This is a genomic window from Saccharothrix stipae (assembly GCF_054781895.1).
The window spans coordinates 14,601-26,542 of record NZ_BAAGTN010000008.1 but is presented as its reverse complement, the minus strand read 5'-3'; the positions used below and the strand labels follow the sequence as shown (position 1 = coordinate 26,542).

Annotated in this window: 10 protein-coding genes; 6 read left to right on the top strand and 4 right to left on the bottom strand. The window is 72.1% G+C overall.

Going from position 1 to position 11,942, the window contains the following annotated elements; translation table 11 throughout:
- Positions 1 to 2 precede the first annotated feature (2 nt).
- Both sucC and ACYVLT_RS16900 read right to left on the bottom strand, forming a co-directional pair.
- On the bottom strand, positions 3 to 1,172 hold the full coding sequence (gene sucC / locus ACYVLT_RS16905; RefSeq protein ID WP_461121160.1) for an ADP-forming succinate--CoA ligase subunit beta: 1,170 nt from the start codon (positions 1,170 to 1,172) through the stop codon (positions 3 to 5).
- Positions 1,173 to 1,440: 268 nt separating this feature from the next.
- A complete protein-coding gene (locus ACYVLT_RS16900) occupies positions 1,441 to 3,093 on the bottom strand; it encodes a hypothetical protein (RefSeq protein WP_461121159.1) in 1,653 nt (550 codons plus the stop codon).
- A gap of 122 nt (positions 3,094 to 3,215) precedes the next feature.
- Here ACYVLT_RS16900 and ACYVLT_RS16895 point away from each other — a divergent pair, with 122 nt between their 5' ends.
- Together ACYVLT_RS16895 and ACYVLT_RS16890 are read left to right on the top strand one after the other, a co-directional pair.
- Positions 3,216 to 4,232: an alpha/beta fold hydrolase gene (locus ACYVLT_RS16895; protein WP_461121158.1), complete on the top strand. Its 1,017-nt coding sequence runs from the start codon at positions 3,216 to 3,218 to the stop codon at positions 4,230 to 4,232.
- A gap of 248 nt (positions 4,233 to 4,480) precedes the next feature.
- Positions 4,481 to 5,197, top strand: a complete 717-nt coding sequence (locus ACYVLT_RS16890; protein ID WP_461121157.1) for a M23 family metallopeptidase — start codon at positions 4,481 to 4,483, stop codon at positions 5,195 to 5,197.
- A gap of 373 nt (positions 5,198 to 5,570) precedes the next feature.
- Here the strand turns inward: ACYVLT_RS16890 and pcrA are convergent, their stop codons facing one another.
- Entirely contained in the window at positions 5,571 to 7,907 is a 2,337-nt protein-coding gene (pcrA, locus tag ACYVLT_RS16885) for a DNA helicase PcrA (protein WP_461121156.1), read from the bottom strand.
- Between the two features lie 218 nt (positions 7,908 to 8,125).
- Between pcrA and ACYVLT_RS16880 the strand changes: the two genes are divergently transcribed.
- Entirely contained in the window at positions 8,126 to 8,386 is a 261-nt protein-coding gene (locus ACYVLT_RS16880; protein ID WP_360466478.1) for a chorismate mutase, read from the top strand.
- A gap of 8 nt (positions 8,387 to 8,394) precedes the next feature.
- On the opposite strand, the gene ACYVLT_RS16875 is transcribed toward ACYVLT_RS16880, so the two are convergent.
- On the bottom strand, positions 8,395 to 9,456 hold the full coding sequence (locus ACYVLT_RS16875; RefSeq protein WP_461121155.1) for an arginase family protein: 1,062 nt from the start codon (positions 9,454 to 9,456) through the stop codon (positions 8,395 to 8,397).
- Between the two features lie 64 nt (positions 9,457 to 9,520).
- Between ACYVLT_RS16875 and ACYVLT_RS16870 the strand changes: the two genes are divergently transcribed.
- The 3 genes from ACYVLT_RS16870 (at position 9,521) to ACYVLT_RS16860 (ending at position 11,907) form a co-directional block, all read left to right on the top strand.
- The gene (locus ACYVLT_RS16870; protein WP_461121154.1) at positions 9,521 to 9,835 is read left to right on the top strand and encodes a hypothetical protein; all 315 of its coding nucleotides are present in this window, start codon (positions 9,521 to 9,523) and stop codon (positions 9,833 to 9,835) included.
- A 212-nt stretch (positions 9,836 to 10,047) separates the two neighbouring features.
- The gene (locus tag ACYVLT_RS16865; protein ID WP_461121153.1) at positions 10,048 to 10,974 is read left to right on the top strand and encodes a hypothetical protein; all 927 of its coding nucleotides are present in this window, start codon (positions 10,048 to 10,050) and stop codon (positions 10,972 to 10,974) included.
- Positions 10,975 to 11,328: 354 nt separating this feature from the next.
- Entirely contained in the window at positions 11,329 to 11,907 is a 579-nt protein-coding gene (locus ACYVLT_RS16860) for a hypothetical protein (protein ID WP_461121152.1), read from the top strand.
- Positions 11,908 to 11,942 lie beyond the last annotated feature (35 nt).

Below are 11,942 nucleotides of genomic sequence, written 5' to 3'. Positions count from 1 at the left end.
CGTCAGACCCCCGCAGCCGCGAGCTCGGCGGCCTTGTCGGCCGCGTTGTCCATAGTGTCCACCACGGTGACCAGCGGGTGGTTGGCCTCGGCGAGGATCCGCCTGCCCTCCTCCACGTTGTTGCCGTCGAGGCGGACCACCAGCGGCTTCTTGGCCTCGTCGCCCAGGATGCCCAGCGCGGCCACGATGCCGTTGGCCACCGCGTCGCACGCGGTGATGCCGCCGAAGACGTTCACGAAGACCGAACGCACGTCGGGGTCGTGCAGGATGATGTCCAGGCCGTTGGCCATGACCTCGGCCGACGCGCCGCCGCCGATGTCGAGGAAGTTCGCGGGCTTGACGCCCTTGTGCTTCTCACCCGCGTACGCCACCACGTCGAGGGTGGACATCACGAGGCCGGCGCCGTTGCCGATGATGCCGACCTGGCCGTCCAGCTTGACGTAGTTGAGGCCCTTCGCCTTGGCCTTGGCCTCCAGCGGGTCCTCCGCCTGCTTGTCCACCAGCGCCTCGTGGCCCGGGTGGCGGAAGGAGGCGTTCTCGTCGAGGGTGACCTTGCCGTCGAGCGCGACGATCTTGCCCTCGGGGTCGCGGACCAGCGGGTTGACCTCGACCAGCGTGGCGTCCTCGGAGACGAAGGTCTCCCAGAGCTTCACGATGACGTCGGCGACCTGGTCGGCCACCTCGGCCGGGAACTTCGCGGCGGCCACGATCTCGTCGGCCTTCGCGCGGTCGACACCGGTGATCGCGTCCACCGGCACCTTGGCCAGGGCCTCGGGCTTGGTCGCGGCGACCTCTTCGATGTCCATGCCGCCCTCGACGCTGGCCATGGCCAGGAAGGTGCGGTTGGCGCGGTCGAGGAGGAAGGAGAAGTAGTACTCCTCGGCGATGTCGGACGCGGGCGTCACCAGCACGCGGTGGACGATGTGCCCCTTGATGTCCAAGCCGAGGATCGCCTCGGCCTTGGCCTGGGTCTCGTCCGGGGTCTCGGCGAGCTTGACGCCACCCGCCTTGCCCCGGCCGCCGGTCTTGACCTGGGCCTTGACCACGACGGTCTGCCCGAAGCGCTCGGCGATGGCCTTGGCCTCGGCGGGGGTGGTCGCCACGTCGCCCGGAAGTACCGGGACGTCGTGGGCGGCGAAGAGATCCTTCGCCTGGTACTCGTACAGGTCCACTCGGGTCTCCTGCGACGTCGGTGTCGGACACCGCGTCATCTCGTGCGGTCCTCTGGGGTCCGGCGCTCCAGGCCGGAGCCTGGTTGCCCACGCGCACCAGGCATCACCTGGAACGCCGGCACAGCCGTGGCGGGACCGGCTCGACGCGGCTTCGCAAGACACTATCGACCTGCCCGGACTCCGCCGCACCCCACGCCCGTGAAGTCCGTCATAGACGTGGTGAGGTCGATCACCACACCCGGCGGGGCGTGGTGACCGCACGACCGGTTCAGCGCGAGGTGCGCAACGCGCCGGAGATGAGGAAGGCGACGGTCGCCGCCGTGGCCAGCCACAATCCCGGACCGGGTGCGGCCTCGGCGGCACGCGCGGCGGTGAGCGGGTACTCCAGCGCGCGGACGCCCGTGACGACGGCCGCACCCAGCAACAGCGCGGCACCCCGGTCCGGCCTGGCCTTGAGCGCCACCGCGGCGGCGGCCACGACGGCGACCAGGGCGACCAGCAGGCCCGACGAGCCGACGCGCAGGCCGAACGCGCCGATCGGCACGAGGTCCGGTGCCCGCAGCACGGGCAGGGCGAACGCGCCGACCGCGAGCAGCGCGGCGATCAGCGTGACGGCGACCAGCGGCAACGGCGGTTCGGCCGCGGTCACGCCCACCTCGTCCCGCTCGACCGCGCCGGCCAGCGCGGCGGTCACGGCGGCGGCCGCCGCGGCGGCGACCGAACCCGCGGTGAACCACACGCCCGGTCCCGGCTGGATGGCGTTGACCTGGGTGGCGGCGAAGACGGCGTCGAGCGCGCCGGCCGCCGCCAGCGGGATGGTCGCCGTGACCACGGTGAACGCGGGCCGGGCGGCGGCGTTGGCCAACAGCGCGGCGGCGAGGACGGCGGTGGCGATCGCGGCGGGCCACAGCAGCCGGGCGGCGTAGGCCGTCGGCGCCGGGAAGCCCTCCGGCAGCACAAGCTGGTCGGTGGACGCGCCGATGGCCGCCGCGGCGGCGGCGACCAGGCCCAGCACGGCGGCGATGACGTGCAGCCGGCGTTGGCCGGGCAGTTCGAGGTCGTGCTCCGCGACGTCCTTCCCTGTTGTGTCCTGCCCTGCCACGTCCCTCCCGGCGCGCCGGGGCCAGGCGAGCGCGACGGCGGCGGCGAGGACCAGGAACGGCCCGACCGCGAGGTCGACGCCGTCGACCACGAGGGCCGTGACGACCGGCGGCAGCGCGAAGGAGAAGAGGACGGCCGCGAGGCCGAGCAGGCCGCCCTTGCGCGCCTCGTCGGTGGTGGCGCTGGCCGCGAGCACGGCCAGGGCCGGCGCGGCCAGGGTGAGGACGAGGCCGCCCAGCATCGGCAGCGTCGGCGACTCGAACGGGCCCCGGGCCGGGATCAGCGCGTCGGTCGAGCCGAACGGCGCGGTGAACAGGCCGATGCCCGCCACGATGCCCGCCGTCGCGGGCAGGACGAAGCTCGCCCGCTCGCTGCGGACGTCCGGCTCCGCGCCGAGCGTGGCCAACGCGCCCGCGACGATCAGCAGCACGTGCCCGGCCAGCAGCAGCCACCCGCCCGCGGTGGGGGTGGGCGCGTCGAGGTCCACCGGTCGGAAGAGCTCGGGACGCGAGGCGTCGACGGGGTCGACGAGCAGTTGCAGGTCGTTGAGCAGGCGGCCGACGGCGAACACGGCCGGTGCGATGAGGGCCGCCGCGGCGGTGAGCTCCTGACCGCGGGCCAGGAAGAACCCGGCCAGGGCCGTGGGCAGCAGCGCGAGCAGCGCCAGCAGCGGCCAAGCCGTGAACGCGGGCGGCGCGGAGCCGTCGACCACCCCGACAGCCGGGGCGATCGCGGTGAGCGCCGCGCCCGCCGCGGCCACCCCCACCGCCGCCCGGAGTCTCGTGGGGGTCGGTGAGACCGGTTCAGCGGTTCGGATCACCGCTCGGACGCTAGCAAAGCGGAGCGGGGGGCGACGGTCGGCCGGGCGCGGGCCGCCAGGGGTTGTGGACATCGGACACCGGGTACTCCTATTTGGTGGGGGCATCACCTACGTTCAGCCCTATGAGTGACGCGGTGCGGCGGCTCGTGGGGACCTGGGCGGACCGGGTCGGAGCCGGCGTGGACGCGGGGCTCGGGGTGGCGGGTGAAGCCCTCGGGCTGGCGGGCGGCGTGCTCCGCGCCGTCGCTTCCCCCGGTGGGGTCCGCGGCGTCGCCGTCGAGGCCGCCTGGCTGGCCGCGCACACCGTCCTCTACCCGTGGGGCGTCGTGGAAGAACGGGTGAAGCCCGAAGGGCACTTCCGCGCCTACCGCACCGACCGCCTGCCGCCCCGCCGGCGCGGCCTCGTGGTTTCGGCCATGGAGGCGGCGGGCACCCCGATCGTGCTGGTGCACGGCATCGGGGACAACCGCTCCGCCTTCGCAGTGCTGTCGGGGGCACTGCGTAGGCGCGGCTTCGGAGTGGTGCACGCGGTGAACTACAGCGTGCTGACCGCGTTGACGGGGGACGTCCGGCGGTCGGCGGCGCTGCTCGGGGAACACGTGGAGCGGATCTGCGAGCAGACCGGTTCCGACCGGGTGCACGTGGTCGGCCACTCCCTCGGGGGCCTGATCGCGCGTTATTACGTGCAACGCCTCGGCGGCGACGCGCGGGTGCGCACGCTGGTCACCCTCGGCACCCCGCACCGCGGCACGTTGGCCGCCTACCTGCTGCCGACCTCGTTGACCAGGCAGTTGAGGCCCGGTTCCGACCTGTTGTCCGAATTGGCCGAACCGTCCCGCCCCTGCCGCACCAGGTTCGTGGTGGTGTGGAGCGAGATGGACCAGGTGATCGTCCCGCAGCGGAACGCCCGGTTGGAGCATCCGGCGTTGCTCGTAGAGGAGCACCGGATACGTGATTCAGGTCACCTTTCGCTATCGGTTGATACCCGCACTCTTCACCTCGTTGTGACCGCCATCACGCGTTCGGATGACAACGAGGATCACCCCATCGTGCCTGCACGTGCGGGGTTTAGCGATCAGGACCATGACGCACAGTCACCGGTCACACACGCGGATGTCCCACTGACCGCTAAACGGTAGACATCGTCATCGGGGATTGCCCTTAAGGGCTCCGCGCCGTTATCTTCCCCCGGTCCGTTGTCACGGTCTGGTCACAAGCAGGACGACGAGTCGGTACCCCGACCGGCTCAACCGGGATCCCCCGCCCGGTAGTCCGACCGGACTCCCCGAAGACGGAAGGCCAGGTTTTGTCCCAACACCGCTCCCCCGGCGGCCATACGAGCTCTGCGGTACTCGAAGAAGCGGTAGAACGCGCTTCGAGCCGCGCGGTGAGCACGCACCGGCTTCCGCCTCCGCCCTCGGCGCTGCGCGGACGGATCGTGGTCGCCGCCGTCGCCGTCGGCGCGTTCGCCGCCGCAGGCGCCGGGCAGACGCTCCACGCGCTCGGCTCCGACTCGCCCGCCTCCTCCGACGAGGTCGCACCGCTGGCGAACGCCGCCGACGGCGCCGCCGCGTTCGGCGTCGGCGGCTCCGGCCCCGCGTCCCCGCAGGTCCTGCCCGTCGCCAAGACGGTCGACCCGGCGGCCGAGGCGCAGAAGCTCGTCAAGAGCCAGCAGATCACCGAGACCCGCGAGGCCGAAGAGGCCGAGCAGAAGCGGCCGAAGTTCGCCCGCCCCGCCGCCGGCGACTTCACGTCCGGCTTCGGCGGACGCTGGGGCGAGATGCACTACGGCATCGACATCGCGGGCCCCATCGGCACGCCGATCCTGTCCGCCGCGGATGGTGTCGTGATCGAGGCCGGTCCGGCAAGTGGTTTTGGCCTGTGGGTCAAGGTCGAGCACCCCGACGGCTCCGTGACCGTCTACGGCCACGTGGACACCTACTCGGTGCGCAAGGGCCAGCGGGTCCTGGCGGGCGAGCAGATCGCGCGCATGGGCAACCGCGGCTTCTCCACCGGTCCGCACCTGCACTTCGAGGTCTGGAACGCGGACGGCAAGAAGATCAACCCGCTGACCTGGTTGAACTCCAAGGGCATCAGCGTCTGAGACGGGCATCGACGGCCGAGCCGCCGGCTCACGTCGAGCGCACTCGCACGGCCGCACCCACTCGGAACGCACAGGGCCGGGCTGCCTGAGCAGCCCGGCCCTGCCACTGTGCGAACCTTCCCCCGAAGGTGCTCCCCACTGCGGTCGCCGCCCCGACGCGGCTCCCGCCCCACTTCCCCCGTTGCCGCCGAGCGGCTTCCTCTGGCCGGTTCACCCCGAGTGACCCGGCCATCCCGCTGGTGACACCCCTAAAGACGCACGGGCGCGATTCGGGTTGCACAGGAATCTGCCCTCGATCGGATGAGTCCCGATCGAGGGCAGGGGTGAGCCGGCGGTTGCTCGCGCCGAACGGCGGACTACGGCTGAGCGGGCCTCAGAGCTTCACGAGGGGCACGCCCCCGATGAGCATCAGCCGCACGGTCCCCGCGCCGCCGAAGTCGATCGTGGCCGTCGCACGGGGCCCCGAGCCGTCCACGGCCACCACCCGGCCGAGCCCGTACTTGTCGTGGCTCACCCGGTCGCCCACGTCCAGCTTCACCGCGGGCGTGTCCTTCCAGCCCGCGTTCGTCGGCGCCGGGCGCGACGGGCCCGACCCGCGGCTCCACGACGTCGGCGCGGACGGCGCGGAGCGCCTCGGCTCCACCCGCCGCCAGTCGAGCAGGTCGGCCGGGATCTCGTCCAGGAACCGCGACGCCGGGTTCGCCGACGGCTGGCCCCACGCCGAGCGCACCAGCGCCCGCGACAGGTACAGCCGCTTGCGGGCCCGCGTGATGCCCACGTAGGCCAGGCGCCGTTCCTCGGCCAGCTCCGTCGGGTCGCCGAGCGCCCGCATGTGCGGGAAGACGCCGTCCTCCCAGCCCGTGCAGAACACCACGGGGTACTCCAGGCCCTTGGCCGTGTGCAGGGTCATCAGCGTGACCACGCCGTCGGACTCCGCGTCCGGCACCGAGTCGGCGTCCGCCACCAGCGACACCCGCTCCAGGAACGCGGCCAGCGACCCCTCGGCGGGCACGTCACCGGTGTCGGGCGAGGGCGCTTCGTCCGGCGGCGGGACATTCAGCTCGGTGAACTCGCGGGCCACCGTGACCAACTCGTTCAGGTTCTCCACCCTGGTGTGGTCCTGCGGGTCCTCGCTGGCCTCCAGCTCGGCCCGGTAGGCGGTCTTCTCCAGCACCGCCTCCAGGATGTCGGCCACGTCGTCGCCGCGCTCGACCAGCTCGCCGAGCTCGTCCATCATCTCGACGAACCCGGCGATCGCGTTGCGGGAACGCGGGTTGAGCAGCGGCACCTTGCCGGTGACCGCGTCGCGCAGCGCCGCCGCGAAGCCCACCCGCTCGCGCTCGGCGTACATCGACACGCACGCCTCGGCGCGGTCGCCGATGCCGCGCTTGGGCACGTTGAGGATGCGCCGCAACGACACCGTGTCGTCGGGGTTGGACAGCGCCCGCAGGTACGCCAGCGCGTCGCGCACCTCGCGCCGCTCGTAGAACCGGACGCCGCCGACGACCCGGTAGGGCAGGCCGAGGCGGATGAAGATCTCCTCGAACACGCGCGACTGGTTGTTGGTCCGGTAGAACACCGCGATCTCGCCGTTGTTCGCCTCGCCGCCGTCGACCAGCCGGTCGATCTCGTTGGCGACGAACTGCGCCTCGTCGTGCTCGTTGTCCGCGACGTAGCCGACGATCTTCTCGCCGTCGCCCAGGTCGCTCCACAGCCGCTTGTCCCGGCGGTCGGGGTTGCGCGAGATGACCGCGTTGGCGGCGCTCAGGATCGTCTGCGTGGACCGGTAGTTCTGCTCCAGCAGGATCGTGGTCGCCTGCGGGTAGTCGCGCTCGAACTCCACGATGTTGCGGATCGTCGCGCCGCGGAAGGCGTAGATCGACTGGTCGGCGTCGCCCACCACGCACAGCTCACCCGGCGGCACGCCGTCGGCGCCGGTGCCGATCAGCTCGCGGACCAGCGTGTACTGGGCGTGGTTGGTGTCCTGGTACTCGTCCACCAGCACGTGCCGGAACCGGCGGTGGTAGTGCTCGGCCACGTCCGGGTGGTTCTGCAGCAGCTCGACGGTCCGCATGATCAGGTCGTCGAAGTCCAGCGAGTTCGACTCGCCGAGCCGGCGCTGGTAGCTCTCGTACACCTCGGCGACGCGGCGCTCCAGGTCGTTGGTCGCGCGCTCCTTGGCGGTGGCGGCGTCGACCAGCTCGTTCTTCAGGTTCGAGATGTGGATCGCCAGCGTGCGCGCCGGGTAGCGCTTGGGGTCCAGGTCGAGGTCGCGCGCCACCAGCGTGATCAGCCGGCGGGTGTCGTCGGAGTCGTAGATGGAGAAGTTGGACGACATGCCGAGGGTCTTGGCCTCGCGGCGCATCACCCGCACGCACATCGAGTGGAACGTGGACACCCACATCGAGCGGGCCCGCGCGCCGACCAGGTCGGCCACGCGCTCCTTCATCTCGGCGGCGGCCTTGTTGGTGAAGGTGATCGCCATGACCTCGCCGGGGTGGACGTCGCGCTCGGCGAGCAGGTAGGCGATCCGGCGGGTGAGCACGCGCGTCTTGCCCGAGCCCGCGCCCGCGACGACCAGCAGCGGCGCGCCCGCGTGCTCGACGGCCCGGCGCTGGGAGGGGTTGAGGTCGTCGAGCAGCCGCCCGGCGGGGGAATGGGCGGACCTGGGGGCAGGGGGACTTGCAGGCAAGTCGAACAAGGCGCTCATCGTCCGTCCACGTTACCGGGTGGCACCGACAGTCCTTCGGCTGTGGCATGATGTGGGTGTGCGCATGGCCCACTTCGAGTTTTTCTACGGGAACCGGACTCCGGCTCCCGTGGACCGCTAGCGCCGACAAGCCACCACGAAGCCCCGGAGTCCTCGGACCCCCGGGGCTTCGTTGCTGCCAGGGCTGGGACTCCAACCAGAGTCGAGAGGTCGTCACCATGAACAGCACCGAAACCGCCCCGGACATCGACGCGTTGCGCCAGGAGATCGACCACCTGGACGCCGAGCTGCTGCGGCTGGTCAAGCGTCGGATCGAGGTCTCCAAGATCATCGGTGCGGCCCGGATGGCCGCCGGCGGCACGCGGATCGTGCACAACCGGGAGATCGACGTGATCAACCGCTACAAGGAGCTCGGCCCCGACGGCCGCGACCTGGCCATGATCCTGCTCAAGCTGGGACGCGGCCACCTCGGTCGGTAGGGACGCGTTCAGCGGGCGAACACCCAGCTGGTCAGGGTGGCCTTGGCCTTGGCCAGGTCCGTGTCCACCAGTTGGGTGTCGTCCGGCACGTAGGCCAGCGGGTCGTCCAGCAGGTCCAGGCCGAGCAGGCCCTCCACCAGGGCGTGCAGGCACAGCGCGGAGTAGCCGCGCAGGTAGCCGCCCTCCTGGGTGAGCACGGTCGGCAGGCCGAGCCCCGACACCGCCCGGCCGATGGCCCGGTAGCCCGCGGCGGTGAGGTTGTGCCTGCCGTTCGGGTCGAAAGCGGACCCGTCGAAACCGGAGGCGCAGACCAGGAAGTCGGCGCCGAACTCGGCCAACGCCGGGAAGGCGACCTCCTCCAGCGCGCGCCGGTACGCGCCGTCGCCCGCGCCGAGCGACAGCTCGACGTTGATGTTCGAGGCGCCCGACTCGGCCGGCGCGCCGCTCTGGGCGTGGTTGGCGCCCCACGGGCCGTGGCGCATGTGCACGGAGACGGTGAGCACGTCCGGGGTGTCGCGGAAGATCTCCTGGGTGCCGTTGCCGTGGTGCACGTCCCAATCGAGGACGGCGACCCGGCGGCCGGCGAGACGAGCCGTCTCGGCGACCAGCGCGGCGTTGTTGACCAGGCAGTACCCGTCGGCGAGGGCCGGCTGTGCGTGGTGGCCCGGCGGTCTGACCAGGGCGTACGCCAGGCGCGTCCGACCGGCGGCGACCGCTTCCCAAGCCGCCAGCGCGGTGCCGGCGGCGGCGCGGATCGCGTCCCACGAGCCGGGACCGACCACGGTGTTCACCTCGACGGCGGTGCGCCGTTCGCACGCGGCGCGCAGCTCGGCCAGGTAGGACGGCGCGTGGACGCGGGCCAGCTCCTCGTCCGAGGCGAACCGGCCGGTCGACCACGACAGGTGCGGCGCGACCGGCCCGTGCCGGAGGGCGTGCCGGAACGTGCGCAGCCGGTCGGCGTTCTCCGGGTGCGGTTCGGCCACGTCGAGCCAGTCCCACCGGCCGGGCAGCTCCCACAGCCCGGTGCCGGTGTCGTGCGCCAGGCAGGCGTCGTGCCAGAAGACCTCCACCTGAGGGAGATATCAGGGCGATCACGGATGGTCCAGCAGGTTTGGCCGCGGGCACACTGGTGTCATGGTCATCGGTCTCATCACGGGCCTCATCGCGATCCTGGGTGTGCTCGCCGCGCTGGCGCACGACGGGTACCTCGCGATGCTCGGTTCCGCCGCCAAGTCCAAGCGCGCCGCGGGCGCGCCCATCGCCCAGTACGTGCGCAGCCGGTGGACCGTCGCCGGGGTCACCACGATCATCGCGCTCGTGGGCCTGCTGATCACCTCGGGCGGAGCCGTCTCTGGCGACATCATCGGCGCGCTGATCGCGGGCGGCGCCGGCCTGGCCGCCACCAACGCGTTGCAGAGCACCAGGAAGAAGCTGAACAGCGGTAGCTAGCAAGATTCACTCATAAGTGTGTCGCTCCGTCCCACAAGGCTGATCCACCCGGCTCGACGTGCACCCTGCACCTACTCTGAGGTAGGGGCGGGGGCCTCGGCGTCCCACCTCCATTCCCCGCGCCACCCGAACCCACCGGGTGAGTTCGGGCCCAAACAGGTGGAAAGACCGCGAGGGCCGTCAGGCCCGTGCGCGGGAGGGGTCTGCACAGCATGGACATCGGGGAACCGGAACGGTCGGGCCGGCATCGGCTGGAGGACGGGGCGGCGATCTGGCTGCCCGTGGGCGGCGAGCTGGAGGGCGCACCGCTCCAACGCGCGGTGGTGCGCCCGCTGAAGCCACCACCCGAGCCGCCCCCTCCGCAGGACCCGTTCCTCGACACCGACCCGGTGGGCCTGCGCAAGTTCAACATCGGCCTGGTACCCGCCTCGGTGACGCCACCCCGGACGTGGAAGCGGGCCGCCTGGTTCGCCGTGCTGTCCTCGGCGGGCGTCCTGGTCGGCCTTGCGGTCGCGGCGGCCAACCTGGTCGGCTCGAACAGCCCGACCGAGCGCATCGGGCTGCCCGGCTACCCGACCGACGTGCCGCTGCTGACCGGCTTCCTGACCACTCCGCCGCCCTCGGCCACCCCGACCGTGCGTCGGGTGCCCGCCGAGGCGGTGGCGAACGGCCTGGCCGCGGCCACCGGGGAGCGCACCTCCGCGGGCGGCAGCTCGCCCGTCGGGCGGACCGCCGGCCTCGCGGGTCCGGAGACGTCCGCCCACGTCACCACGGTCCCCGCGGAGTCGGGGCCGGTGGTGGACGCGGACACGATCGCGGTGAACACCGAGTTGTTCTACGAAGAGGTGGCGGCGAACTCGGACAGCGCGTTGACGCTGGTCTCCGACACGTTCCGGATCACCGGTGAGGCGCTGCTCGGCGAGGACTTCGCCGACGTGTCGCTGATCGAGGTGCGGGAGATCACCGTGGACCCGGCCCGGGCCGTCACGGTCAGCACGTTGCAGGTGACGCGCAAGGACGGGTCCACCACCACGCAGAAGCGCGAGCTGGTGTTCACCACGACCGGCGTGCCGCTGATCGACGAAGAGCGGCCCGCGACGGGACGTGCGACCGCACCCGCGCGGCGCGCCGTTCCGTAGTCCTTCGCCCGTTCGAGCGACCGGTTTTGACCACTGGTCGCCACGAACGAGTGAAGTCCCGCGCTGAGCTGGATTCCCGTTCGCCCCCACGGTACGAGTCTTGGCGACGACACGACGAGGGAGTCGCCAGTGCAGCGCCCTACGACTAGCGGTCGCAGGCACAACCGCGCGGGTTCGGTCACGGTGGCGGAGCTGATCAGGAAACAGCCGACACCGGTGCGGATCCGGACCCGCGACCAGGCCACCACCCCTGGCCTGGCTGCCGAGCCGAGCCCGGTTGCCTATCCACCGGGTGCCCAGACCGACCCGAGGCCGCCCGGGCGGGGATCGACCCGCGCGGCGAAGCTCGCCGGTGTGGCCACCGGGGCGATCGTGCTGTTCGGCTCGATCGCCGCCGCCTCGGTCCTGGCGGGCAACCGCCCCGCCGGTCCCGACCAGCCGCGGGTCGAACCGCCCGCGGCGATCAGCGGGTCGTCCGCGTTGCGGCCGGATCTGCTGTCCGCGGAACTGGGCGGCGATCGGTCCGACCGGCTGCCTGCCCCGGCGCGGCAGGCCGTGCCACCGGCCGCGGCCGCGCCGCAGCAATCGCCGGTCATGGTGCCGCCGCCCCAGGTGAACGCCGGGCCGGAACCGCAGGTCGACGTCGTGCGGCGGTTCTTCGAGCTGCTGCCGGCCAAGCCCGCGGACGCGTCCCGGCTGCTGTCGCCGGAGCTGCTCGGCGGCGACGCGCGCGACTTCGTCGACTCCTGGGACCACGTGCAGGCGATCACCATCGAGTCGACCCGGCTGCGGCCGGACGGCGCGGTGCTCGCGGTGGTGTCGATGCAGGAGCGCACCGGTCGGTGGATCCGCGTCGAACAGCTCTTCCGGTTGACCGACACGAGCGTTCCGCGCATCGTCGCCACCGAAGTCCTATCGGCCCAACGGGGCTGACGCAGCGTAGCGATCGCACCTCAGCTGTTCACTGT

Bases quoted from the DNA above. Each gene is read 5' to 3' on its own strand.
- ACYVLT_RS16895 (WP_461121158.1), top strand. From the start codon at position 3,216: ATGAGTGACGCGGTGCGGCGGCTCGTGGGGACCTGGGCGGACCGGGTC.
- pcrA (WP_461121156.1), bottom strand. From the start codon at position 7,907: ATGAGCGCCTTGTTCGACTTGCCTGCAAGTCCCCCTGCCCCCAGGTCC.
- ACYVLT_RS16880 (WP_360466478.1), top strand. From the start codon at position 8,126: ATGAACAGCACCGAAACCGCCCCGGACATCGACGCGTTGCGCCAGGAG.
- ACYVLT_RS16870 (WP_461121154.1), top strand. From the start codon at position 9,521: ATGGTCATCGGTCTCATCACGGGCCTCATCGCGATCCTGGGTGTGCTC.
- ACYVLT_RS16865 (WP_461121153.1), top strand. From the start codon at position 10,048: ATGGACATCGGGGAACCGGAACGGTCGGGCCGGCATCGGCTGGAGGAC.